Source organism: Pseudomonas saponiphila, from assembly GCF_900105185.1.
GTDB classification, from domain to species: domain Bacteria; phylum Pseudomonadota; class Gammaproteobacteria; order Pseudomonadales; family Pseudomonadaceae; genus Aquipseudomonas; species Aquipseudomonas saponiphila.
In genome coordinates, this window is the sequence record NZ_FNTJ01000001.1 from 3,171,054 (window position 1) to 3,195,861 (window position 24,808).

Genomic DNA, 24,808 nt, shown 5'->3' on the forward strand with positions numbered 1-24,808 from the left:
GTCTTACTGCGGCTGCAGGGTCAGCACCTCGAAGCCGTCGCGGGTCACCGCCACCGTGTGTTCCCACTGGGCCGAGAGGCCGTTGTCGCGGGTCACCACGGTCCAACCGTCCTTGAGCCCGCGGACCCGGGCGCTGCCCTGGTTGAGCATCGGCTCGATGGTGAAGACCATGCCTTCTCGCAGTTCCAGGCCGGTGCCGGGGCGGCCGAAGTGCAGGATCTGTGGCTCTTCGTGCATCTGCCGGCCGATACCGTGGCCGCAGTATTCGCGCACCACGCTATAGCCCTTGGCCTCGGCGTGGGCCTGGATGGCATGGCCGATATCGCCGAGGCGAGCGCCCGGGCGCACCACCTTGATCGCCGCCCACATGGCTTCGAAGGTGGTGTCCACCAGGCGCCGGGCCTTGGGGCCGACCTCGCCGATCAGGTACATCTTGCTGGAGTCGGCGATGTAGCCGTGCTTTTCCAGGGTGATGTCGATGTTGACGATGTCGCCGTCCTTGAGCACGGCCTTGGCGTCGGGCATGCCGTGGCACACCACCTCGTTGATCGAGGTGTTGATGCAAAAGGGGTAGTTGTACTGGCCCTTGCTCGCCGGGCGCGCCTTGAGCTGGTGGCGGATGAAGTGTTCCACCGCGCTGTCCAGCTCCAGGGTCGACAGGCCGGCGACCACAAAACTGTCGAGAAAGGTGAACACCTCGGCCAGCAGTCGCCCGGATTCGCGCATCAGCGCCAGTTGTTCCGGGGTCTTGATCAGTGCCTGGGTCATGCCTGGCCCCTGAGCAGATCGCTCTTGTTGAGCAACAACTTGTTGATCAGGTCGTTGTAGGCCAGGTGCGGGTTGAGCTCGGCCAACAGGCCGATCTTGATCCAGAACTCGGCCTGGGCGTTGATCGAGCGATCCATGGCGGTGCTGGCCACGCGGATCTGCTGGTGCAGTTCATCGGAGATCTTGACGATGCCCATGCTTGGGGCTCCCTTGAGCAAATATATGAATCGTATATGTTTCATATAATCAGCGGCAAGCGGCAAGCGGCAAGCGGCAAGCGGCAAGCCGGGAGCTGGTGGGCGCTTTGGTGCTGGGCGTGAGTCGCGGAGAAAAGCATTGACCGCAAGGCGCGGGCGCGGTTAGTTTCCGGTCCATGACTTTTTCTGCCTATCGTTCCCAGCCAAGCATTATTACCGCCATTACCGATTGGCGGGCTTGCTGACGACTGCACCCAACCCGCCCTGGAGGCGGGTTTTTTCTCTCTGTCTCCCGGGCTCCGAACACAGCCAGGAGCACCCTCATGAATCACCCCAGCCGTCTTGCCAGCCCCCCTTTGCCCAGCGCCGACATGGCCTTGCTGGAACGCTACGTGAAGATGATCCTCGCCGCGCCGGTCTACGACCTGGCGATCTGCACGCCGTTGCAGGCGGCGCCCGCGCTGTCGCAACGGCTGGGCAACCAGATCCTGCTCAAGCGCGAGGACCTGCAGCCGACCTTTTCCTTCAAGATCCGTGGCGCCTATAACCGCCTGGCGCAACTCACCCCGGAGCAGAAGCAGCGGGGGGTGATCACCGCGTCCGCCGGCAACCATGCCCAGGGCGTGGCCCTGGCCGCGCGGGAGCTGGGGATCAAGGCAACCATCGTGATGCCCGCCAGCACCCCGGAACTCAAGGTGCTGGGGGTGCAGAGCCGCGACGCCGAGGCGATTCTGCATGGCGAGAGTTTTCCCTTTGCTCTGGCCCACGCCCTGAGCCTGGCCCAGCACACCGGCAGTACCTTCGTCTCGCCCTTTGACGACCCCCATGTGATTGCCGGGCAGGGCACCGTGGCCATGGAGATCCTGCGCCAGCACCCGGGGCCGCTGGACGCGATCTTCGTTCCGGTGGGCGGTGGCGGGTTGATCGCCGGGATCGCCGCCTACGTCAAATACCTGCAGCCGCAGATCCGCATCGTCGGCGTCGAGTCAGAACATTCCAACTGCCTGCAGCAGGCACTGGCGGCGGGGGAGCGGGTGGTCTTGCCCGCGGTGGGCACCTTTGCCGATGGCGTCGCGGTGGCGCAGATCGGCGAGCACGGGTTTCAGATCTGCCGGCATCATGTGGACCAGGTGATCAGCGTCAGCAACGACCAGTTGTGCGCCGCGATCAAGGACATCTACGACGACACCCGCTCGATCACCGAGCCGTCCGGCGCCCTGGCGGTGGCCGGGATCAAGCAGTACGTGGCCCAGGGCGGCATCAGCGGCCAGACCCTGGTGGCCATCGACTCTGGCGCCAACATCAATTTCGACAGCCTGCGCCACGTCGCCGAACGCGCCGCCTTGAGCAGCATCCCGGCCTAGCAGCGGGCTCGCCAGCGAAGAGGCCCGCCAGAGCGGGCAACGCCGGCACCTACGAGAGCACTGGGCGCAGGAAACTGCGCTCGTAACTGAGGATGAACTTCTTCTCCATCACCGACGCCACCAGGGCCACGCTGTCCGGGTCGCTGAGGGCGTTCTGGCGATAGGCTTCGTAATCGGCCAGGGAGGGGAAGCTGAACAGGCAATAGGCAATGTTGCTGGCGCCTTCCGAGGGCAGGAAATAGCCATGGTGGGTGCCGCCCAAACGCCTGACCACCCCGATCCAGGCTTTGCAATAGGCTTCGAACTCGGGCAACTGGTAGGGATCGATCACGTATTTGACATGGCAGGTAATCAAAGAAGGCACTCCGGGTAAGGGGAAGGATCAGCGCTGTTGTGATCGGGTCAGGCGATCGATCAACCCGGGCACGACGCCCCGGGCATTCTGCGGGGCGGCAAAGCGCCAGCGCAACCGCCTGCCATGGCCGGCTTAAAGTCAAAGCCCCTGGTACTGAGAGCGAAATCGAATTTAGCAAGGTCGCCAAAGCGACTTACTCTGTAACTTGGCTTCGTCTGTAAGGACAAAACGGACCTGAGCCAGAATCGCTAACGAACACGGACGTCGCGACCAGCAGGCATTCGCCCATTGACTGGTCGTGTTGAACAGATGGAGAGCTTCAGCATGTTTTTATCTGCCCTGGAACTGCGCAACATCATTGAGAGCAGCTTTCTGCCCAAACGCTGCCAATGCACCCTGAGCCCGGACCTGTCGATGACGGTCAAGGTCTATGGCGACCATGAAACCGACCGTATCGAGCTGTTGGTCAGCGGCATTGACGCTGCGCAGCTCAATGGCTGCCGGGAAATCAACGAACTGATCGCCGAGTTGCGCTACGACCTGGCCAATGCCTCGGGCGGGGTGCCTTGCCTCAAGCGCAGGGCCCATTGAGCGCGGTCGCAACGCTCACCGAGGCCCGCCCCTTGAATAGCCCCACGCCGCATCAGTTTTCGTACAGGCAGGCGTGGGCGTGCTTCTGGTAGGAGATTTCCGCCAGTTCTCCCGCCTTGTTGATGTAGCGCATATTGGCGGTCACCACCTCGCAGCGGCTGGTCGGCGGCTCGGTCATCGAGATGACCTTGGCCACGTCCAGGCGCATGCCGTACTGGTAGGGCACGACTTCGACATTGACATCCGAGGCCTGGGCCAGGCCGGTGAATCCGCACAGGGCCAGGGCGGCCAGGGCAAAGCGCTTGCGTGTGTTCATAGTGGTTCTCCATTACAGACAGTGACGGTTCAGCCCGAGGACTGAACCCGCTGCACGAAGCCCTAAAAGCGTTCCGGGCCAGTGCGCTCCGAAATAGAGTGCTTATTTAGGATTAATCTATCATTAAGAGTTTTTTGATAGATTTTGAAATATATCGTTCCTGTCCTATATACCGCCCGGCGATGGGCGGCTCCCGGGCCGCGTCCGGCCCGGCTTCACAGTTCGCTGTAGGCGATCCGTTGATGCTGGGGCAGGGCGCGTTTCAGCAACTGCTCCAGGGATTGCCCGGGTGGCAGGTAGTCGTCGCCGAAATCGCCATCGGCCAACCGGGTCGGGTGCGCCACCACCTCCACCACGCCGGCCGGGCAAAAACCCTCCAGCAGGTCCCTGGGCGTGCACACCCAACGCACCGAACCTCCCGCCAGCCAGGCGATGCGTCGGTTCAAGGCGCTTTTGAACAGTCGCTTGAGCGGGCCGATATTGCCGCCGACATTGCGCGCCAGGCGCACGGGCACCCCCTGCCGGGCGGCGAAGCGGGCGACGATCGGCGCCACCGGCCACAGATTGTGTACATGCTGGTGCGAGTCGATATGGCTGGGCCGCAGGCCCTGGTCGAGGCAGCGTTGCCACTGCGCCTGCAGCTCCTGCCACACCGCGTCGGCCGCCGCTTTCGGCAGGCGCAGGGCCGAGCGCGACAGGCCCAGCTCGAATTGCCCCTGGGCGTTGCACAACAGCGGCTGGCGGGCCATGCCCTGGCTCAGAGGCGCGCCGTAGGTCAGGTTGAAGTGCAGGCCGATGCGTCCCAGCAGCCCGTGCTCATGGCTCAGGCGACAGGCGTCCTCGAAGGCCGGCATGTTGGCCATCAGGGTCGCCGAGCTGATCACCCCGCGCTTGAAGGCGTCCAGGGTCAGTTGGTTGTAGTCCGGATCGAGGCCGAAATCGTCGGCGTTGACGATGACCCGGTTTGCCCGGGTCACGCTGAGGGTCTGTTTCATTGGCGGGTTCCTTGTGCAGTATCGGCCTGGCGGCGTTCGCGCCAGGCCTTGAGGCGCGGTTTGAGCAGCAGCCAGAGGCGTTCGGCAAGCCCCAGCAACAAGCCCCGGGGACGCCAGGAATAGAAGCTCCAGCGCTGTTGCAACACCAGGCCGCTCATGCGTTCGTGCAGTTGATGGCTGGAACGACTGAGGCTGACCCGGGAGGCGTCCACCCACTGCCAGCCATCATCCAGCCCCCAGCGAATCCACTCGTCCAGCAGCAGCCGGCCACTGCCCAGGTTGGCGTACTCGGCGAGGAAGGCGATGTTGTAGTCATACAGGCGCCCGCGCTCCAGCAGGCCCAGGCGATAGCTGATGCAGCGCCCCTGGTGTTTCAGCAGCACCACCCGCACACAGCCTTCGGCGGCCAGTCCGCGCAACGCGGTGCCCATCCATCGCTGGCGTTGAGGCCCGGAGAAGATCCCCAGGCCGTCGGCGCCTTTCCAGCTGGCTTGCTCCACCTCGCGCAGGCGCTCCAGTACCTGGTCGATGTCGTCGGCCCCGGGGGCCAGGCGAACCACCCGGGCGTCGATTTCCCCACAGCGCTTGCGGCCCCGGCGCAGTTCGTAGCGCAGGGTGCCGCTGGGTTCTTCGCGGTCGGCGGCGACGATCAGGTGCTCCGGCACGCGACAGCTCAGGGCCGGCTGGCTGTAGCTGCTGGCCCGGCGCCAGGTCGCCAGCAGGCGGTCGGCGCCCACCAGCTCATGCAGTTGCAGCAGATCGTGGGGCAGTTGCCGACGGATCTGCCCGAGCGCTTCGGCCATGGCCGGGTGGCCGGCCTCGGTCACCAGCAGCGCCAGGCGATCGCTCAGGGGATGACCCAGGTGGCGCACCACCTGCAGCCTCATCCCGGCCCGGGATTCGCGGCCGCGGATCAGCGGCAGGCACAGCAGCAAGCGCTCGCCCTGCCAGCCCAGGAGAATCTGCAACTGCTGCTGTTGCAGGGCCTGTTCCGCGCCCCGCAGCCAGCTCAGGCGATTGAACGGCGTTGCCCCCTCGACCTGCTGGCGCAGTTGTTCATAGGCCCCGGCGGGGAAGTCTTGCGCGCCAAGGCTGGCGCACCATTGCCAACGCAGATTCACGAGTGCTCCTTGTCATGGCCAGTGGCGACCGGGGCCTGGGCCAGGCGACCGCGACGCAGGTGCTGCAGGCGGGGTTGGTGGTAGGGGCGGCGGCGATGCCAGTGCAGGCAGCGCAACAGGCAATGCACATGCAGGGATTCGCCGACTTCCTGAAAGCCCAGGCGCATGTGCATCTTCAGCGCCGCCTCGTTGCGCACGTTGACCAGGGCCCGGGTGGCCTTGAAGCCCCGTTCGCGGTACTCGTCCCAGAGCATCTTCTGCGCCAGGATCACCACCCCGGAGCCGCGAAACGGCGGCGCGCATTCACCGGCGAACTGGTACAGGCAGCCGGGGGGCACGCGCATCCAGCAGCGGTACAGCTGGTCATCGTAGTAATCGCGCTCGCTGACCCAGACCATCATCATCACGTTGCCGTCTTCGTCCAGGTGCGCGCTGCCGCGACTGCCCTTGTCCAGCAGGCCGCGAATGGCCGGCAACTGGGCCTTGAAGTATTTGTCGAAGGCCGGCAGCAGCTCCCGGGTGATGGGCACCTGGGGCCAGCGCTGCGGGCTGATGGGGCAGGGCACCGGCAGGGCCAGGGCGCGTTCCAGGGTCAGCAGTTCCCAGTGGTAATAGAAGAAGCGTTCACGCAATACCCGCAGGCTGCCGCGCAGGCCCTTGCGACGGATCTTGGCCAACAGGCCGGTCAAGCGACTCATAAGGTGTTCCAGGTCAAGGCAAACAGGGTTTCACCGGGCAGTTGGAAACTGGCCCGGCCTTGGTGGCACTGCAACTGGCCGGGGCGTGCCCGGCCATCGGCCCCGAGCAGTTGCAGGCTGGGGCCGGACTCGCAGAGTTGTGGGGCGCCCCCCAGGTCGATGGTCTGCTCCCGCTGGGTCTTGGCCACCCCCAGCAGGCTGTGGCGCGTGCCGTCCACAAGGGCCAGGGCATCCACTTCAAAAGACCGGTTGTCCAGGGCCTGGACCTCACCCAGCCAGTGCTGCTGGATGAACTGCTGGGCCCGGGCCACCGGCTTGAGGCTGAAGCGCTGGGCATCCTGCTGGGCCAGCATGCCCTTGGGATACTCGGGTTCGTCGGCGGCCTGGAACCAGTTGAGCATGTCCAGCAGGCCGTCCTGGGAGGCGTTGATCACCACCGAGGTCCACCACAACGCGGCGTAGTGGGTGTCCTGCTGATAGGGGCTCAGGTCCGGGCCGCTGGAGATATTGGTCTGGCTCAGCAGCAGCGCCTTGCGCGGCCGGCCTTGCTGATCCAGGCCCACCAGGTCGGCGGCGGCGCGCACGCTGGCGCGGTAACGGCGGGTGGCCAGCAGGTCACGGATCATCCACTCGTGCCAGGCCAGGGCATCGATGTCGGCGGCGTGCGCGGCCAGCAGCTGGCGCGCCCAGTCGATACCTCGGCGCTGCCCGGCGCCAACGCGAAACGGTCCGTCCAGCAGTCGCGAGCTGACCGGCATGGCGATGCGTACCCCGGCGGCCCGAGCCTCGGGGTTGGCCTTGGTGTGCTCCAGCATCCGCGCGAAATAGTCAGCGAACACCTCGTAGCTGGGGTAGTTGAGGTTGGGTTCGTCAGCGAACGCCAGGTAGTGCAGGCCCCGGTTGCCCAGTTGCGCGCTGTCCGCCAGCCAGGCGTCGAGCCCGGCCAAGGTCTGGCTATCGGCCGTCAGTACCGCCTGGCGCCCGGTGCCTGCCAGCAGGGTGATGTCGCGGTCGATGTTGAACGTCTCGCGGTACAGGCGGCGAAAGCTCAGCTCTCGTTCGGGCTCCTGGCGGATCACATCGACAAAGCTGTAGAAGTTCGCCGCCCGCGGCCCCAGGGCGCGCAGCAGCTCGAAGGTCGAGGGCGGCGGCGCGGCATAGGGCAGGGCGATTCCCAACTGCGGGCTGGGACCGCGCCGTTGCGGCTTGAGTTCGAGTTCGACCCGGCCCGGGAGCCATTGCAGCGGGTGCAGCTGGCGCAGGTCCTGGGCGAACAGGTTGGCGCTGCCGTCGAGCCAGAACGCCGCCTTGCCCGAGCCGCCCAGGGACAGGCGCCAGACCTCGTCCTGCGCGGCCACGGGCAGGGCGATGCGGTCGAACTGCCCGTACTGCGGATGCTCCACCAACTGCAGGCGCCGTTGCTCACCGTCGCTCAGGCGCGTGGCCTGCAGCACGCTGACCCCGCCGTAATACTTGCCGGCCAGTTGTGCCTGTTCACCGGCGGCCACGCGAAAGTACAGCTCGACGCCGCTGGGCACATCGGCGCTGAAATGCACCTTGGCCGGTTCGAACTGGGCCAGGGTCGAACTGTCGTGGCTGACCTTGAAGTTGCGGAAGCTGTAGCCCGGCACCTGCAGGCGATAGTCGCCGCTGGCCGCGGGCAGGGCGAGGTCACGTTGGCCGTAGGGTTGGTCGGCGCGAATGTCCAGCTGTTGCAGCAACTGGCCATCGGGTTGCAGCAGGTACAGCTGTTCCTGATTGGCGTCGCTCTGCCAGGCCGGGCTCCAGCGCAGTTGCAGGGTGTCAGGGCGGTCGACCTGCAAGTACAGGCTGCCGTCGCGGATATCGGCCCATTGCATGGGGGCCGCGTGCAGCGAAGGGGTCGCCGTGATCAGCATCAGGGCGAACAGGGAACGGGGTGTCATCAGGGCTTTTCCTTAGGGCGCAACAACTGGCGCACGTGGGCAATGTCTCCAGGTAGCAGAAGCAGGGTGCGGTACCAGGGCACGCCACTGAGCTGGCAGTACAGGCCGAGCATCACCAGGCTCACCGCCAGGTAGGCGATGGATGAGGCCAGGCCGGCACCGACGATGCCCAGTGGCGGGATCAGCAGCGCGTTGAGCATCAGGTTGAACAGGGCGCCGCCGGCCAGCAGCAGCGACAGGCTGCCGGGGCGCTGCTTGCCCAGCAGGTCCAGGCGCAGGATGCTCGCGTAGCACAGGCCGAACAGCCCCGGCAGCAGGGCCAGCAGGGCGCCGTAGGCCGGGGCATAGGCGGCGCCGAACAGGGTCACGATCAGCCATTGGCCGATCAGCGCCATGCCCAGGCAGGCGCCGAGCATCACCGTGGCGGTCAGGCGCAGGGCCAGGGCGGTGAGCTGCTCGATGCCATGGCCCTGTTGCAGCAGGCGCTTCATCAGCGGTGTGGTCACCGCCTCGGGAATGATCAGCAGCAGCTCGGCGGCGGCGCTGGCCATGGCGTACCAGCCGAGGGCGACGGGGTCCAGCAGCGCACCGATGAACAGGTAATCCGAGCGCAGCATCAATTGTTGCGCCAGCACCCCGGGATGGCTCTGGGCGCTGTAGCGCAGCAGCTTGCCCTGTTCCCCGGGCTGCCAGCGCAGGCGCAGGTCATGCCAGCGTCGCAGCCAGCAGGTGCCGACGAGCGCCACCAGCAAGGTGCCGCCCAGCCAGCTGAGCAGCGCCGCCGACAGCGGCTGGTCGCGCCAGATCCACCACAGGCCGACGAACAGCAGCAGCGGCACCAGGGATTCCAGCAGGCGCAGGGCGTTGAAGGCCTCGACCCGGCCGTCGGCGTTGTGCAGGGTCAACAGGCCGCTCTTGAGCACGCTCAGCGGCACCGCCAGCAGCAACAGCCAGGCCAGGTCCCCCAGTTGCAGGCTCAGTTCCCAGTGGCTGCCCAGGGTCTGCATCACGCAAAGCCCGGCCAGGGTCAGCAGGCTGGCCAGCAGGCAGCCGTAGACCAGCACCTGGGTCAGCAGCAGGCCCATGGGTCGCTGGCGCGCTGCCTCATAACCGACAGCGGTGTTGAGGCCGCCGCTGGTCAGGGCGGCGATCAGCTCCGGCAGGGTGCTGAGCAGGGCGAACAGGCCGCGATCGGCGGGGCCCAGCAGGCGCGCCAGCAACACGTTGCGCAGCAGGCGCAGGCCGATCATCGCCAGCCGCGTGCCCATGCTCAGGGCCAGGTGCCAGAGGTAGCTGCCACGCTTCATGCCCGGGCTCCTTGCAGCAGGCGCCAGGCCAGCAACCCCGGGCGGGCGGCGCTGGCCTGGCTGACGTCGATGCGCGGCAGGGCCAGCCACGGATTGCCCTCGGCCTCGATCAGCCCCGGGCGAGTGCCCAGGGCGTAGCGGTAGCCCAGCGCGGCCACCGCGGCGCGCACCTCGGGGCTGTGATCGCCGTTGGGGTAGCAATACACCCCCAGCGGCGCCTGGCAGTGTTGCTGCAAGGCGGCGTGGGAGCGTTGCAGGTCGGCGTGCAGCGCCGGGCCGTCAAGCCGGGTGAGAATCCCGTGGCTGGCGCCGTGGGGACCGAAGCGCACCAGCGCCGAACGCTCCAGGTGCCTGACCTGTGCCCAGTCCAGGCTGTGGGGGGCGTGATCGTCCGGGCAGCTGTCGGCCAGGGCCTGCAGGCTGTGCGGGGCCAGGCCCTTGAGGCGTTGCAGGTACTCGCCCAGGAGCCGGCTGCGGGCATGCTCGTTGCCCGCTTGCAACAGCTCGGCAGGCGGCGCCAGGGCCAGTGCCCGCAACTGCGCCAACAGCGGCCGGGCCGCGGCGCTGTCGGGCTGCTGCCACAGGGTTTCGCCGATGGACTCCCACCAGAAGCCCTGGCGGCTGCCGATGAAGTCGGTGGACAGGAAGATGCTCGCCGGCATCTCGTAGCGCTCCAGCAGCGGGTAGGCGACCTCGGCGTTGTCGCGCCAGCCGTCGTCGAAGGTCAGGGCCAGCCGGGGCCGCGCGCCACCGGGAAACTCCAGCAGATGCTCCAGGGGCACGCAGTCGAAGTGCCGCCGCAGCCAGCGCAGCAACTGCTCGAAGTGCTGCTGGCCAACGCACAGCGGGGCGCGATGGGGCAGACTGGCGGCACTGTCGTCGGCCAGCACCCGGTGCAGCATCAGCACCACCCCGGCGTCGCGCAGGCGTACCCGGGCCAGGCTGTGCAGGTAGGCGCTGCCGAGCAGGCGCTTGAGGGATTGTTTGAAGTTCATGTCAGCGATTCTGTTGTGGGTTCCACAGGGCATAGCGCCGCCCGCGGAGAAACTGCCAGAGGCCCATGCTCATGCCGGCCAGGGTTACCAGCACGAAGGCGGCGAGACGAAACACCTTGGGCAGGCGCCCGCGACGGTCCAGCAGGCCCAGCAGCCCGGCGCCGTGACCCAGCAACTGGGCCAGCAGGCACAGGCTGTAGAAGGCTCCGGCGTCCCACAGCCACAGGTTGCTGAGCAGCAACGGCAGCAACAGCACCGGGGCCAGGCGGCGGATCAGCTTGTGGCTGATCAGGGCGATGGCGTAGGCGCCGTGGCGCAGCGGGTTCATCAGCTCACGGCGCTGGGCCAGGCTCTGCAGGCCGCCGACCGTGACCCGCAGGCGCCGGCGATACTGCTTGTCGGCGTCGTCCACGCCCTGGTCCAGGACCTGGGCCTCTTCCACATAGACGATGCGCTTGCCCGCCACCGGGGCGCAGGTGCTGATGAAGAAGTCATCGTTGACCTCGGCGGGAATCCGCTGGAACAGCTCGCGGCGCAGGGCCAGCAGCGCGCCGTCGGCGGACACCATGCAGCCGGTGCGGTTCTCGGCCTGGCGCAACCAGGCCTCGTAGTGCCGGTACAGGCTGTCGCCCAGGCTCAGGTTGTGCCCCGGGTTGGGGATGATCATGTGCCCACCGCAGGCGCCCACCTGCGGGTCGGCCAGGGGCGCCAGCAGCTTGCCCAGGGTGTCGCCGGACCATTGGTTATCGGCGTCGGTGAACACCAGGATGTCGTTGCGCGCCAGCTCCACCGCGGTGTTCAGGGCTCCGGCCTTGCCCACCCGGGGCAGGTCCAGGACCACGATCCGCGAGTCGCGCACGGCCAGGGCGGTGGCCACGGTGTCGTCGCTGGAGCCGTCGCTGGCGAGGATGATCTGCAGGTCGCTGGCCGGGTAATCCTGTTGCAGCAGCGTGCGCAGCTTGTGTTCGATGTGCGGGCCTTCGTTATGGGCGGCGATGATCACGCTGACCGACAGCGGCAGCGCCTCCTGCTGCGGCCGCTGTCGCACGAACAGGCTGAGCAGGGCCAGCAGCAGCGGGTATCCGATCCAGGCATAGAAGGGCAGGAGCAGGCACAGCCAGAAAAGAGTCTTAGCCACGGTCAGGTCTCACGGCAGCACGGTTGAAAAGTCCCTGCACCAGCGCCACGGCACCCAGGTGCAGGCGCACCCCGTGCAGCAGCCAGAGTTGCAGGACGAACAGCGGATCGCGGTGGCGCCAGCCCTGGCGCAGGGCCAGCAGCAACGGTGCCAGGGCGCCCAGCAGCAGGCACAGGGCGGCCGCGCCCGGCCGGCCCGCGACCAGGGCCAGCAGCGCCGCGCCGCTCAGCAGGGCGCAGGCCAGGCACAGCAAGGGAAAGCGCAACAGTCGCGAATTGAACCCGGCGGCCTTGAGCAATTGCCCATGACTGCCCTGGCGCCAGCGTTCCTTGCCGGCCCATTCGCCCCAACTGCCCTCAAAGCCCCAGTGCAGTACCTGGGGCTCGGGCAGGCTGATCTGACGGGCGCCGGCGGCGTGCAGTCGCAGGCCCAGGTCCTTGTCTTCGCCGGTGCGCAGGCGCTCGTCGAAACCGCCGACCCGTTCGAACCAGACCCGCTGCAGGCACAGGTTGGCGCTGGGCAACCATTGCCGTGGCCGGGGCTGGCGGCCCGCGGTCAGGCTGCGCCGTTGCCAGGCCCGGGCGAACCAGGGCGCGCAGCGCGGCGCGGCGCAATCCAGGGCCAGGACGTCGGCGCGGTTGGCGGCCAACACCTGCCGCCAGAGCTGCAGCCAGTTGCCGGGCACTTCGATATCGGCGTCGACAAACGCCAGGCAATCGCCGGTGGCCACCGCGGCGCCGCGATTGCGCAGGGCGCCGATGCCGATCCCCGGGCACGACAGCACCCGTGCGCCCAGCTCGCGAGCGCGTTGCGGCCCCTGGTCGGTGGAGCCGTTGTCGACCACGATCAGTTCGTAGTCGACGGCCGCGACCCTGGCCGCGAGGATCACGCTGTCCAGGGTGCGGGTGATGTGACGGGCCTCGTTGTACATGGGCACGATCACGCTGATCCTTTGCATCTTTGCCTCCCTTGGCCAGATGGTGTGGTGGTCATGGGCGCCGGGTGAGGGCGCGGTGTTGCGGTGCTGTCGGTGCTGCTCTTGGCGGCCCCAGCAGGCCCCTCGGGCCTTGTCAGCTCGGGGTTGGGCGCGGCACGCGGGCCTCTTCGGCCTGCAGCCGCAGCACGCTGGACAGGGCCAGGAAGATCCACAGGTACTTGTGGTTGGGAGCGCTGAGAAACAGCAGGAACACCGCCATGGCCAGCAGGCTCAGGCCCAGGTGGGTGGCGATGTCGGCCTGCTCGCGCTGACCCCGGGCGAGAAAACCCAGGCGCGCTCGCTCGAAGTTGCGCAGGCCCATCAGCATCAGCGCCACGAAACTCAGGCCGCCGGGAATCCCCAGCTCGCTGAACAGCTCCAGGTAGGTGTTGTGGGCGCGGCGGAACAGATCCGGCTCGTTCATGTTTTCCGAGAAGCTGCTGGCGAAGCCGGTCTGCGCGTAATGGATCGGGAAGGTGCCCAGGCCCGAGCCCAGCAACGGGTTCTCGCGGATCATCTGGCCGCCCACCACCAGGTAGGAAGTGCGTCGGCCCAGGGAGGTGTCCGCCGAGTGCGAGCCGGACTTGAGCATGCTCAGGGACTGGATCCGCTCCACGTACTGCGCCGGCAGCACGGCGATGCCCAGGGGCACCAGGATCGCCACGGCGAACATGGCAAACCCCAGGTGCTTGGGCCGCAGGCCCTTGAGCCGGTCGCGGTAGTGCCAGACGCCGATGGCGATGGTGAACAGCACCACCAACAGCCCCGAGCGCGAGTCGGTCTTGGTCATCCCGGCCATCAGGGTCAGGCCGATGCCGACCCAGAACAGCCGCAGCGGCCAGTAGGGCGCACGCATGGCGAGCAGGATCGCCGGCGGCACCGCCATGGCGATCAGCAGGGCGAAGTAGTTGGCGTCCTGCAGCAGGCCGATGGCCCGGCCGCCGACCTGGTACTTGGCCGACACCAGGGCGATCACGCAGGTGATGGCGACGCTCAGCGCCAGCAGGCGGCAGAGCATCAGCAGGTTGACTTCGCGGGCAATCAGCAAGGTGACGAAGAACAGCACCAGGCCCACCGCCAGCTCCCGCAGGCTGTCCAGGGACACCAGCAGGTTCTCGCTGTACATCAGGCTCAGCAGCAGGCACAGCAGGAAGGGCCCCAGGGCCCGCCACAGGTTGCTGCGCAGGCGGGTATCGGGGATGTGCCGCAACAGCAGCTTGAACAGCATGATCAGGATCAGCGAGGCACCCAGCAGCTTGGCCGCGGAGAAGGCGCTGTCCTTGAACAAACCTTCGAACGGCACCAGGGCACAGATGCCCAGCAGGCCCCAGCCCGGACGGCGATAGAGCAAGGCCAGGCCCACCAGCCCGACCACCACCAAAGGCGCCAGGAACGGCCAGGGGCTGGCGAGCAGCAGCAGGCTGGCCAGGCCCAGCAGGAGGCCGAGAACAGGGGCGGCGATCATACCGGGGTGCTCTCCCTGGCCAGGCGATACAGCTCATCCCAGCTGCGGGCCAGGGTGGGCAGGTGATAGTGCTTGCGCTGGGTGACGCGGGCGGCCTGGGCCAGTTCCTCGGCCAGGGCCGGGTCATCCAGCAATTGGCCGATGCGCCGCTCCAGATCGACGCTGTCCAGGGGCTTGGCCAGCAAGCCGTTCTGCCGGTGTTGCAGGACATCGGGAATCCCGCCCACGGCAAAGGCCACCACCGGGGTGCCAGCCTGCATGGCCTCGAGCAGGATCATCGGCGTGCCCTCGGTGCGCGAGCTGAGCACCAGCACGTTGAGGCGCTTGAGCCAGGGCTGCATGTCCTGCTGGTAACCGGGCAGCAGAATGCGCAGCGACAGCCCGGCGGCGTCGATGCGCTGGCGCAGGGCCTGGTTCTGTTCGCCGTCACCGAGCAACACCGCCTTGAGGGTGGGGCGCTGCCAACACAGGCTGATCAGTGCGTCGAGAAACAGGTCCGGGCCCTTTTCCGCGCTCAGGCGCCCGACGAAGCCGACCATCGGCTCCATTTCGTCGCGGCATACTTCGGCCTCCCGCAGCGGCGGTCCATCCTGGTTCACCGGCAACACCCGCTTGGGCTCCGGCAGGCCGTTGGGAATGACCCGCAGCTTGTCCTCGGCCACGCCGGCCTGGCGGTGCAACTGGGCAATGCTTTGGGCAACACAGGCCACCCGCCGCACCTGAGGGCTGCGGCACAGGCGCAGGCTGATCCAGGTGTAGAGCTTCTGTTTCAGGCTGCGCGGGGTGAAGCCGTGCTGGGTCATGACCAGGGGCAGGTGCAGGCGCCGGGCACAGACCCAGGCGAACACCTGAGCCTTGAAGTTGTGGGCGTTGAGCAGGCCCGGCTGCTGCCGCAGATGGGCCAGCAGCGCCTGCAAACAGTGGCAGTTGTGGCTGGGCACCCCAGCCTCGCTGAACCGCTGCAGCAAGCTCTGCGGGGCATTGATGAACACCACCCGATGCTGCCCCGGGGTGACCAGGCAATGATCCAGCAGCATGCGTTCGGCGCCATAGAAGCCGCCGCTGTGGATCAGGTGCACGATAGGCCGTGCGGCCAGGCTCAGGTCGTTCACTGTTTGGCCCAATACCAGGCCCAGCGCCAGGTCCAGCGTGGATAGGGATTGACCTGTTGCTCTTCAACCGCGTTGAGCACCATCAGCACCGGCAGGCCGAGGTGGTCGCTGACCTGGGCCGGGTGCTTGAAGCGGTGATCGAAGAACTCGTAGACATAGCCCAGGGCGACGGCCAGCAGCAGGCCGGTGAGCAGGCCCAGGGGGATGATCAGCATGGGTTTGGGGAACGCCGCTTCGCTGGGTTCGTAAGGCTGGCTGAGCACCCGGGCGTTGGACAGCTCGCCGCTGATCAAGCGTTCGCCACGGCTCTCTTCATAGCGCTGGGTGTAGGTGAAGAAGGCCTTGTGCAAGGCATCGATTTCGGTGTCCAGCTGGCGCAGCTTGCTCAGCACCTCTTGAAGGTCGCGCACCCGCGCCTTGTAGTCGTTGATCCGCGCGGTCTTCTGGGCGATCACCGACTGGGTGATCTGCAGATCGCTGCTGCGCTCGCGCACCCGGTTTTCCACCACCTTGAGGAACTGCGCCCGGGCCCGCACGATCTGCTCGCGCTGCTGCTGCATCGGCACGCTGTCGGCCCGGTAAGTGTCGGCGGTGGTGCCGAACTGGCTCACCAGGTTGGTCAGCTGCTCGCCCAGTTGCTTGATCTCGCGGTCCTCGTAGGCCACGTTGTCCACGGTGTTGGCGAAGGCGAAGGGGAAGGTGTAGTCGGTGAGGCCGGCCTTGCGTGCCGCCGCCAGGTTCTTCTGCAGGTAGTCCAGGCGGCGCTGGTTCTCCAGGGCCTGGTCGCGGTAGCCGTTGAGCGATTGCTCCTCGGTGTTGATGGCGTTCAGGCGGAAGGTGATCTCCTCCTTGGGATCGGAGGCATGCGCCGCTTCCAGCAGCGCCTGGCGCTTGCCCTCCAGGTCATCCAGGCGCGACTGGTACTGGGCCTTCTTCTGTTCATAGAAGGCCTCGGGCAGTTCGTTGGATTGCAGGTCCTGGCGGCTTTTCAGGTAGTTGGCCAGCAGACGCTCGACAAAGCGCGTGCCTTCGGCGGCATTCGGGCTGGCATAGACGATGGAGATCACGTTGGAGCCGGGCAGGGTGCCGATCTTCAGGTCCTTGACCGCCTGGTCGGTGAAGGCATCCAGGCTGGTGTCGCGCACCGGGTCCACGGCCAGGCCGAAGAAGCCGCGCAGCGGGTTGATCATCTGGTTGCGCAGCGGGTCGATCAGGCCATTGCGGATCGGCTTGACGAGCAACCGGGTCAACAGGCCCTCGTTGCCGCCGAACTGACCTTCGCGGCGCAACTGGTCGATGGTGTCGCGGATCAGGGTCGGCGAACGCAGGATATTGCTCTCGGTTTCCATGTCCGCCAGGGACGGCGGGATGAACTTGTCGCTGTCCGGGGTGAGCACGGTGTTGGCGTCGGTCTGCGACAGTTTCTTGGACTGCACTATGACCTCGGCGGTGATCTCGAAGCTCTGCTTGAGTACCAGCGGCAGCAGCAGCGCAATCAGGGCGAATCCCAGGAACACCCGCTTGATCAGGCGTCGATTGACAAAGAACACGAGGAGGAACTCATGCAGGTAGTTTTCGATCTTGGTCATCAAGAGGGAACTCAGTTGTTTTTCGTTTCTTTGTTGTCGACGCGGTAGCCGAAGCTGAACCCGACACCCTGGAACATGATCACGTCCGCCAGCTGCTTGCTCAGGGCCCCGGCCTTGGCCAGGCGGGTCTTGGGCACATAGAGCATGTCGTCGGGCTGCAGGTAGGCGAATTGCAGGGCCTTGCCGTCCAGCGCCGCATCGGCGTCATAGACCCGGGCTTCGACCTGATTGCCCTTGCGCCGCATGATCACCACCGAGTCCAGGCGCGCCGTGGGTCCGGCGCCCTTGGCCAGGGTCAGGGCCTCAAGCACCGAGATCGGCCGGCGCACCGGGTAGGCCCCGGGCTGGCCGACTTCGCCCATGACGAACACTTCGTTGGCGGCGGTGGTCTTGAGCAGCACGTCGACGCTGACCTGGCCCACTTCCTTGGCGTAGCGCTGGTTGACCAGGGTCTGCAGCTCGCTGAGGCTCTTGCCCTGCAACGACAGGCTGCCCAGCAGCGGGAAGCTGGCGCGGCCATCGGAGCCGACCACGATCTCGCGGCTCAGGCCGGTGGCCGGGTTGGTCAGGCTGGTGCGCAGGTTGTCCAGCTGGGCCATGGCGTGGGAGATCGAGAAGGTGATCTGCGGCTTCTTCAGCACCTTGGCGTAAAGGGTTTCCAGGGCCTGGCGCGCCTGTTCGGCGGACAGCCCGGCGACCTGGACGTTGCCCACGTAGGGCAGGTCGATGCTGCCGTCGGGCAGCACCAGCTTGCTGCCGCCCAGCTCCGGCGCGGTGAGGAAGCCGATGTCCACCTGATCACCGGGCTGCACGAGGTAGCGCTGCTGGGTGGTGGTGCCGATGTGGAAGATCACGTCCAGCACGTCCTGGGGCCGCAGCACCTGTTCGATGGGCATGACCTCGGTGAGCTGGGCCTGGTCGGCCGGGGCGCTGAGGATCTGCACCGGCATCTGCTGCGGCTCGCGGTTGACGCAGCCGCCGAGGGCCGCCAGCAGCGACAGGCCCAGCAGGGAGAGTCTTGGCTTGTTCATGGTTACACGGTCCTTGTGCCGGTCAGAGACGGTCATAAACCCACTTGGGCATGTAGTACTTGCGAGCGTTGAACACGCTGCCGATCAGCTTCGCCTCGGCCTGGATCAAACGCTGCGCCGCGGCCTGGGCCACTTCCCAGCGGGTTTCCTCGCTGCGCACCACCAGCACCACGCCGTCCACCTGGGTGCTCAGGGTGAGGATGTCGCCGCTGCCGTACACCGGGTCGCCGTCGATGATCACGAAGCGATAGTCCGCGGCCAGGGCCTGCAACAGTGTCTGCAGCAGTTCCGGGGTCAGGCGCTCGGCGTATTGCTGGCGCCGACCCAGGGGCAGGAAGTCGAAACCCAGCTCGTCGCTGCCTTGGATGCACTGGGCCAGGAGCGGCGGGGTGTCGGCCAGGGCCAGGTCGAGAAAGCCCGGTTGCTGGTCCAGGTCCAGGCGCCGGGTCAGGCTGTTGTCCGAGAGGCTGGTGTCCACCAGCAGCACCCGGCCGCGGCTGGTGCGCGCCAGTTCGCTGGCCATGCTCAGGCTGCTGCTGGTGATGCCGCTGTTGCGGTTGGCCGCGGTCAGCAGGATCACCCGCAGCTCCTGGTCGAGCACGGTGACCGCCAGGTTGCTTTCGCTGGGAGGCTGGATCTTCAGACTGGCTAGGGTTGCTGCCGCCATTTCAACTTGCTCCATGGCCATTGAGGACCTTGAAAGGGGTTTTGATCAGGATCTTCAGGTCGAGCCAGGGGCTCTGCTGGAAGATGTACGTCATGTCGAGGGTGACCCGGCCGTCGAAGTCCACATCGCTGCGGCCCGAGACCTGCCACAGCCCGGTGATCCCGGGGTAGATGCTCAGGCGTCCGAGGTGGTGTTCCTTGTAGGTCTGGGCATGGAACGAGGTTGGCCGCGGGCCGACGATGCGCATCTGGCCCAGCACCACGTTGATCAGGTTGGGCAACTCGTCGAGGCTGGTGCGCCGCAGGAAGCCGCCGATCCCGGTGATCCGCGGGTCGCGATCGATCTTGAAGTCCACCGAGTCCGGGCCGTGCTTGTTCAGATGGCGCACCGAGTCCTTCAGGGCTTCGGCGTTGACCACCATGGTGCGGAACTTGTACATGCCGAAGCGCCGGCCGCGAAAACCGGTGCGCAACTGCACGAAGAACACCGGCCCGGGGCTGGTGAGCTTGATCGCCAGCGCCACCGCCAGCAGCAGCGGCGACAGCAGCACCAACAGCAGGGCGGCCAGCAGCGCCGAGGTCAGGCGCTTGCTGCGCGACAGGGTCCAGGGCCGGCCGCCGTCGCGGCCGGTGATCCAGCCGTGATGCTGCAGGTCGATGGCGGCCTGGACCTTGCGCCGGAACGGGTCGTTGCGCCGGTCGATGCGCGCCGGTGCCGGCACCTCGGTTACGGGCGATGAGAGGGGTCTTTCCATTTCCACCGGAAGTACTTCCATTGCAAGGGGTTGGGTAAAGGGCGCCGTGGCGCCGACTCAGGACCGGGCGCCGGCGTAGTAGCTGCGGTACCACTGGACGAAATGCTCCAGGCCTTCATGCAGCGGCACCTGGGGGCCGAAACCGGTGAGGTTTTCCAGGGCGCTGACGTCGGCACAGGTGTTGAGCACGTCACCGGGCTGCAGGGGCAGGTACTCCACCTGGGCCTGGCGGCCCAGGAGCCGTTCCAGGGTGCTGACGTAGTCCTTGAGTTCCACCGGGCGCTGGCCGCCGATGTTGAACAGGCGCCACGGCGCCATGCTGGTGGAGGGGTCCGGTTGTTCGCGATCCCACAGCGGGTCCCGCGCCGGTGGCTTGTCCAGCAGGCGCACCAGGGACTCGACGATGTCGTCGATGTAGGTGAAGTCGCGCTGGTGCATGCCGTAGTTGAACAGCTTCAGCGGACGAGCCTGGCTGATGGCGTCGGCGAACAGGATCGGCGACATGTCCGGCCGACCCCAGGGCCCGTACACGGTAAAGAAGCGCAGGCCGGTGGCCGGCACGCCGAACAGGTGGCTGTAGCTGTGGGCCATCAGCTCGTTGGCCTTCTTGCTCGCCGCGTACAGCGACAGCGGATGGTCGACGTTGTCGCTGACCTTGTACGGGGTCTGCTGGTTGGCCCCGTACACCGAACTGGACGAGGCATAGATCAGGTGCTGCACCGGGAAGCGCCGGCACATTTCCAGCAGGTTGAGAAAGCCCGAGAGGTTGCTGTCCAGGTAGGCCTTGGGGTTTTCCAGGGAGTAGCGCACCCCGGCCTGGGCGGCGAGGTTGATCACCACCTGGGGCTGGATTTCGGCAAACAGCCGCTCCAGCCCGGCGCTGTCCGCCAGGTCCAGGCGTTGCAGCGGGAAGTGCCCCACTTGCTGTTCCACCCAGCGGACTCGGTCGCGCTTGAGCTGGGGGTCGTAGTAGTCGTTGAAATTATCCAGCCCGGTGACCTGGTGCCCATCCTTGAGCAGACGCAGTGCGGTATGGGCGCCGATAAAACCGGCGGCTCCGGTGATCAGGATATTCATGCGCCAAGGGCCTCCGGGATGCGGTAGGGCAGGCCAATGCTCAGATAGTGCAGACCGGCGTCCGCTGCCTGTTGCGGGTTGTAGAGATTGCGCCCGTCGACGATCAGGCGGTCCTTCAAGGTGTCGCGCAGCAACTTGAAGTCCACCACGCGAAAGGCTTTCCATTCGGTGCAGATCACCAGCGCATCGGCGCCTTGCAGGGCGTCATCGCGGGTGGCGCACAGCTGCAGGTCGTCGCGGTAGCCGTACAGGCGCCGGCATTCGGTCATGGCTTCCGGGTCATAGGCCTGGACCCTGGCCCCGGCATCCCACAGCGCCTGCATCAGGTAGCGGCTGGTGGCTTCACGCATGTCGTCGGTGTTGGGCTTGAAGGCCAGGCCCCAGAGGGCGATGACCTTGCCTTGCAGGTTGCCGCCCAGGTGCGTGTCCAGCTTGCGAAACAGCACATGGCGCTGCTGCTCGTTGACGTCGCGCACGGTCTTGAGCATGTGCGGTTCCAGGCCATGGCTTTGTGCGGTATGGATCAGTGCCCGCAAGTCCTTGGGAAAGCACGAGCCGCCGAACCCGGCGCCAGGGTAGATGAAGTGATAGCCGATGCGCGGATCGGCGCCGATGCCCTTGCGCACCGCATTGATGTCCACCCCCAGGCGCTCCGCCAGGTTGGCCATCTCGTTCATGAAGCTGATGCGGGTGGCGAGCATCGCGTTGGCCGCGTACTTGACCAACTCGGCGCTGCGGTTGTCCATGAACATCAGGCGGTCATGGTTGTGGTTGAACGGTGCGTACAGCTCGCTCAACTGCTGGCGGGGCAGGTCGTGGGCACAGCCGACGATGATCCGGTCCGGGCGCATGCAGTCGGCCACGGCCGAGCCTTCCTTGAGGAACTCCGGATTGGAAACCACGTGCACCCGCAGTTGGGACTGGCCCAGGTCCGCCAGTTGCTCGGCGACGGTTTCGACCACCAGATCGGCGGTGCCCACCGGCACCGTGGATTTGATCACCAGGGTCTTGTCGCTGAGCATCAGGCTGGCAATCTTGCGCGCCACTGCCAGGACATGGTCGAGGTCCGCCGAGCCGTCTTCGTTGGAGGGCGTGCCGACCGCGATGAAGATCACCTGGGCATGGCCCACGGCATCGCTGGCCTGGGTGGTGAAGTGCAGGCGGCCGGCCTTTTGATTCTCTTCGATCAGGGTCGCCAGGCCCGGCTCGTGAATCGGTGGAATAGAACGTTGCAGCTGGGCGATTTTCTGGCTGTCGATATCGACACAAATCACGTTATGCCCGACATCGGCGAGGGCAACTGCTTGCACCAGACCGACATAACCAGTACCGAAAACGCTGACTTCCAAGGGAACGACCTCGTCCATGATGAGTGTTGAGTGAGGCTGTAGCTCACCTTCCGTAAAAGGCGTATGGCACATTGCCGCTATTGCGCTCTTTTTTTGACACTATCACAACAAAGAGACGTTTAATTGACGTTTATCGGTGATGCATAAATGACACTGGTGTTTTTCACAATCTTGTTTATTGGTATAAAGCTATATAAAACAATGAGTTAGGAGTTCTTATTAGGGTGACAATGTAAAGCGTCAAATAGTTGTTTTCACATTTTCAAAAGAAAAAAAATCCGACAAACGGTATGTCTGGACGATAAAAAAATGATGCTTTTTTGCCATTTCTGACGATCTGCTGTTCGGGTTGGGCTGTTTTCTGATCGTTCGGACAATTTTTATGGCGCTGCTGGCCTGATGAAAAATTGAAAAAAATGACAGGTTTATTGCTGGTTTCGCCGGTCGCGGGCCGTTCGCTGCCTCAAGGTATTTTTTCGACCGGGAAGTCAGACTAAAGTCGGGTTGGGGCAGTTTTGGCCATCTGCCATCATTGGCGCCCCTCATTGATTCAATCAATTCAGCCTGCAATTTTTGATTTGCAGGATGAATGATCCCTGGGTCTTTCCTTACCGACCTCGCGTCACTGATTTGTGCTGGAGCCTGTTCATGCGTCCCCCTTTTCCCCTGATCAATCCGTGCCCGTTGCTGGGCCTCGGAGCCGCCGTCCTGTGGGCAGGATTTGCCCCGTCGGTTCATGCCGACGGCTTTCTCGAGGACAGCAGTGCCAAGCTGGAATCACGCACGATCTACTTCAACCGGGATTTTCGCGACGGCCATACCAGCACCGAGCAGGGCGCTTCCAAGCGTGAGGAGTCGGCCCAGGGCTTTATCCTCAACCTGCAGTCGGGCTACACCGAAGGCACCCTGGGGTTCGGCCTGGATGCCCTGGGCATGCTGGGGATCAAGCTCGACTCCAGCCCCGACCGCAGCAACAGTGGCCTGCTGCCCTCCAGCGGGCACGACCCGCGGGGTTCGGCGGACCAGTACGCCAAGCTGGGGTTGACCGCCAAGGTCCGGGTGTCGCAGACGGTGTTGAAGTACGGCGCGCAACTGCCGGACCTGCCGCTGCTCAAGTACAACGACGGGCGCCTGCTGCCGACGATGTTCAATGGCGCGCTGCTGACTTCCCGGGAGGTCAAGGACCTGACCCTGACCGCCGCGCGGCTCAACCGCTACACCGCGCGGGATTCCACCGATGCCCAGGACATCCGCGTGCACTGCAAGAACAAGCGCTATGCCTGCAACACCACGGCGGATCACTTCGACACCTACGGCCTGGACTACAAGTTCAACGAGCGGCTGAGCGGCCAGTACCACTACGCCGAGCTGGAAGACATCTACCGCCAGCATTTTGTCGGCCTGCTGGCCAACCAGCCCCTGGGGCCGGGCGTGCTCAAGGGCGACCTGCGCCTGCTCAAGAGTGCCGACACCGGCGCCGAGCGCGCCGGCGGCATCGACAACCGCGCCCTGAGCACCATGCTCGGCTACAGCCTCGGTGGTCAGACCCTGAGCGCCGGCTGGCAGCGCATGTATGGCGACAACTCGATGCCCTACCTGGATGGCAGCAACCCGTACCTGGTGAACTACGTGCAGGTCAACGATTTCGCGGCGATCCAGGAGCGTTCCTGGCAACTGCGCTACGACTATGACTTCAAGGCCGTTGGCCTCAATGGCCTGAGCTTCCTGACCCGCTACGTCAGCGGCGACCACATCAAGGTTCCGGGCAGCCTGCGCGAAGGCCGCGAGTGGGAGCGCGACAGCGAACTCAAGTACGTGGTGCAGAGCGGCACCTTCAAGGACCTCAGCCTGCGCCTGCGCAACGCCACCTACCGCAGCAACTACCAGAAGATCGCCCGCGACATGGACGAAACCCGGCTGATCGTCAGCTACAACTTCTCCCTGCTCTGACCAGGGCCGGGGAAAAGCACCACGGTGGCACTGAATGTTGCAGGAGCTGGCTTGCCAGCGAAGGCATTGCCCGAATCGGCGCAGGGCTGACGGGCCTCTTCGCCGGCAAGCCGGCTCCTACAGCGGTTGCAGTTGATGGCGGTAGGGCAGGTCCGGGCCGGTGCGGGTGCAGGTCAGGGCGGCGGCGTTGACGGCAAAGCGCAGCAGGGCGTCGGTCTGTTCGCGGGTCAATTGCCCGATGCCCTGGGGCGAGTCCAGTTCCTGCTCGGTCAGCCAGGCAATCAGCGCCGCCTGGAAGGTGTCGCCGGCGCCCACGGTGTCGGCCACTTGAACCTTGGGCGTGGCCACCGACCAGCTGCCATGCCGGGCACTGAATACCGTCGCGCCCTGGCTGCCACGGGTCAGGAACACCAACTGGGCGTTGTCCTGCAGCCATCCCTGGATCAGTACCTCCGGCGCCTGCCCGGGATAAAGCAGGCTCAGGTCTTCGTCGCTGACCTTGATCAGGTCGGCGTACCCGGCCAGTTCGGCGATGCGCTGGCGCCACAGTTGGATATCCGGCTGCGGGTTGAGCCGCACGTTGGGATCGAGGCTGATCAGGCGCCGCCCGTGCTCGCGGCGCACCAGGGTCAGCAGGGTGTCGGCAATCGGCTGCACCACCAGGGCGAACGAGCCGACATGCAGCCCGCGCACCCCGGCGTCCAGCTCCGGCAGGTGTTCCTCGAGCAATTGGCGATCGGCGCAGCCTTCGCCGCGGAAGCTGTAGTGCGGCGAGCCATCGGCGCCCACCGCGACCATGGCCAGGGTGGTCGGGGCGGCGAACTCCTGCAGGTAGTCGGTGCGCACGCCTTCCTCTTGCAGCACCCGCCGCAGGCGCTGGCCCAGATAGTCCCGGGACAGTCCGGCGAGCAGCGCGGTGTCGATGCCCAGGCGGCGCAGACCCACCGCCACGTTGAATGGCGAACCACCGGCAATCGCCTGGAACGCCACTTTATTGGCCGGAGCACCGGCCTCATCCGCGCTGAAAAAGTCGAACAGCGCCTCGCCACACACCAGATACATAGTCAT

General features: G+C 65.9%; 23 protein-coding genes and 2 pseudogenes. 3 read left to right on the top strand and 22 right to left on the bottom strand.

Annotated features, from left to right (window positions below; translation table 11 throughout):
• Positions 1-3 precede the first annotated feature (3 nt).
• A complete protein-coding gene (gene map, locus BLV47_RS14745) occupies positions 4-768 on the bottom strand; it encodes a type I methionyl aminopeptidase (RefSeq protein ID WP_092314730.1) in 765 nt (254 codons plus the stop codon).
• Complete coding sequence (locus BLV47_RS14750) at positions 765-965, bottom strand: ParD-like family protein (RefSeq protein ID WP_092314732.1); 201 nt, start codon at positions 963-965, stop codon at positions 765-767. The genes map and BLV47_RS14750 overlap by 4 nt, the downstream gene beginning before the upstream one ends.
• 323 nt (positions 966-1,288) lie before the next feature.
• Here BLV47_RS14750 and ilvA point away from each other — a divergent pair.
• A pseudogene (gene ilvA / locus BLV47_RS14755) lies at positions 1,289-2,311 on the top strand (threonine ammonia-lyase, biosynthetic); the annotation flags it as partial.
• A gap of 67 nt (positions 2,312-2,378) precedes the next feature.
• Here the strand turns inward: ilvA and BLV47_RS14760 are convergent.
• Positions 2,379-2,684: an NIPSNAP family protein gene (locus BLV47_RS14760; RefSeq protein WP_092314736.1), complete on the bottom strand. Its 306-nt coding sequence runs from the start codon at positions 2,682-2,684 to the stop codon at positions 2,379-2,381.
• A 324-nt stretch (positions 2,685-3,008) separates the two neighbouring features.
• On the opposite strand from BLV47_RS14760, the gene BLV47_RS14765 reads away from it, so the two are divergent.
• Positions 3,009-3,275 (top strand): DUF1652 domain-containing protein, encoded by a 267-nt coding sequence (locus BLV47_RS14765; protein ID WP_092314738.1) that lies wholly within the window; start codon positions 3,009-3,011, stop codon positions 3,273-3,275.
• A 52-nt stretch (positions 3,276-3,327) separates the two neighbouring features.
• Here BLV47_RS14765 and BLV47_RS14770 read toward each other — a convergent pair whose 3' ends face one another.
• The 18 genes and pseudogenes from BLV47_RS14770 to BLV47_RS35445 form a co-directional block, all read right to left on the bottom strand.
• On the bottom strand, positions 3,328-3,591 hold the full coding sequence (locus tag BLV47_RS14770) for a DUF2790 domain-containing protein (RefSeq protein WP_092314740.1): 264 nt from the start codon (positions 3,589-3,591) through the stop codon (positions 3,328-3,330).
• Between the two features lie 215 nt (positions 3,592-3,806).
• A complete protein-coding gene (locus tag BLV47_RS14775; RefSeq protein WP_092314742.1) occupies positions 3,807-4,586 on the bottom strand; it encodes a ChbG/HpnK family deacetylase in 780 nt (259 codons plus the stop codon).
• Positions 4,587-4,588: 2 nt separating this feature from the next.
• Positions 4,589-5,707 (bottom strand): annotated as a pseudogene (locus tag BLV47_RS14780) (GNAT family N-acetyltransferase); the annotation flags it as partial.
• Entirely contained in the window at positions 5,704-6,405 is a 702-nt protein-coding gene (locus BLV47_RS14785) for an N-acetyltransferase (RefSeq protein ID WP_092314746.1), read from the bottom strand. The gene BLV47_RS14785 and the pseudogene BLV47_RS14780, both read right to left, overlap by 4 nt.
• Positions 6,402-8,330: a hypothetical protein gene (locus tag BLV47_RS14790; RefSeq protein WP_092314748.1), complete on the bottom strand. Its 1,929-nt coding sequence runs from the start codon at positions 8,328-8,330 to the stop codon at positions 6,402-6,404. Before BLV47_RS14790 ends, BLV47_RS14785 begins: the two co-directional genes overlap by 4 nt.
• Entirely contained in the window at positions 8,330-9,637 is a 1,308-nt protein-coding gene (locus BLV47_RS14795; RefSeq protein WP_092314750.1) for an oligosaccharide flippase family protein, read from the bottom strand. Before BLV47_RS14795 ends, BLV47_RS14790 begins: the two co-directional genes overlap by 1 nt.
• Complete coding sequence (locus BLV47_RS14800) at positions 9,634-10,632, bottom strand: polysaccharide deacetylase family protein (RefSeq protein WP_092314752.1); 999 nt, start codon at positions 10,630-10,632, stop codon at positions 9,634-9,636. The genes BLV47_RS14795 and BLV47_RS14800 overlap by 4 nt, the downstream gene beginning before the upstream one ends.
• A gap of 1 nt (position 10,633) precedes the next feature.
• Entirely contained in the window at positions 10,634-11,770 is a 1,137-nt protein-coding gene (locus BLV47_RS14805; protein WP_092314754.1) for a glycosyltransferase, read from the bottom strand.
• On the bottom strand, positions 11,763-12,728 hold the full coding sequence (locus tag BLV47_RS14810) for a glycosyltransferase family 2 protein (protein WP_092314756.1): 966 nt from the start codon (positions 12,726-12,728) through the stop codon (positions 11,763-11,765). The genes BLV47_RS14805 and BLV47_RS14810 overlap by 8 nt, the downstream gene beginning before the upstream one ends.
• Positions 12,729-12,840: 112 nt before the next feature.
• Positions 12,841-14,211, bottom strand: a complete 1,371-nt coding sequence (locus BLV47_RS14815; protein WP_092314758.1) for an O-antigen ligase family protein — start codon at positions 14,209-14,211, stop codon at positions 12,841-12,843.
• Complete coding sequence (locus BLV47_RS14820; RefSeq protein WP_092314760.1) at positions 14,208-15,335, bottom strand: glycosyltransferase family 4 protein; 1,128 nt, start codon at positions 15,333-15,335, stop codon at positions 14,208-14,210. The genes BLV47_RS14815 and BLV47_RS14820 overlap by 4 nt, the downstream gene beginning before the upstream one ends.
• Positions 15,320-16,912 carry a GumC family protein gene (locus BLV47_RS14825; RefSeq protein WP_092314762.1) on the bottom strand — a complete coding sequence of 531 codons (1,593 nt, stop codon included), beginning with the start codon at positions 16,910-16,912 and terminating at the stop codon, positions 15,320-15,322. The genes BLV47_RS14820 and BLV47_RS14825 overlap by 16 nt, the downstream gene beginning before the upstream one ends.
• Positions 16,913-16,923: 11 nt before the next feature.
• A complete protein-coding gene (locus tag BLV47_RS14830; RefSeq protein WP_092314764.1) occupies positions 16,924-17,943 on the bottom strand; it encodes a polysaccharide biosynthesis/export family protein in 1,020 nt (339 codons plus the stop codon).
• 22 nt (positions 17,944-17,965) lie between these two features.
• Complete coding sequence (locus tag BLV47_RS14835; RefSeq protein ID WP_092314766.1) at positions 17,966-18,610, bottom strand: CpsD/CapB family tyrosine-protein kinase; 645 nt, start codon at positions 18,608-18,610, stop codon at positions 17,966-17,968.
• A 1-nt stretch (position 18,611) separates the two neighbouring features.
• The gene (locus BLV47_RS14840; protein WP_092314768.1) at positions 18,612-19,364 is read right to left on the bottom strand and encodes a sugar transferase; all 753 of its coding nucleotides are present in this window, start codon (positions 19,362-19,364) and stop codon (positions 18,612-18,614) included.
• Positions 19,365-19,421: 57 nt separating this feature from the next.
• A complete protein-coding gene (locus BLV47_RS14845; RefSeq protein ID WP_092314770.1) occupies positions 19,422-20,441 on the bottom strand; it encodes an NAD-dependent epimerase in 1,020 nt (339 codons plus the stop codon).
• A complete protein-coding gene (locus tag BLV47_RS14850; protein ID WP_177431317.1) occupies positions 20,438-21,790 on the bottom strand; it encodes a UDP-glucose dehydrogenase family protein in 1,353 nt (450 codons plus the stop codon). The genes BLV47_RS14845 and BLV47_RS14850 overlap by 4 nt, the downstream gene beginning before the upstream one ends.
• A gap of 240 nt (positions 21,791-22,030) precedes the next feature.
• Entirely contained in the window at positions 22,031-22,360 is a 330-nt protein-coding gene (locus tag BLV47_RS35445; RefSeq protein WP_143038275.1) for a hypothetical protein, read from the bottom strand.
• Between the two features lie 78 nt (positions 22,361-22,438).
• Here BLV47_RS35445 and BLV47_RS14855 point away from each other — a divergent pair, with 78 nt between their 5' ends.
• Complete coding sequence (locus tag BLV47_RS14855; protein ID WP_092314774.1) at positions 22,439-23,740, top strand: OprD family porin; 1,302 nt, start codon at positions 22,439-22,441, stop codon at positions 23,738-23,740.
• Positions 23,741-23,857: 117 nt separating this feature from the next.
• On the opposite strand, the gene BLV47_RS14860 is transcribed toward BLV47_RS14855, so the two are convergent.
• The gene (locus BLV47_RS14860) at positions 23,858-24,802 is read right to left on the bottom strand and encodes a carbohydrate kinase family protein (RefSeq protein ID WP_092314776.1); all 945 of its coding nucleotides are present in this window, start codon (positions 24,800-24,802) and stop codon (positions 23,858-23,860) included.
• Positions 24,803-24,808: the final 6 nt, after the last annotated feature.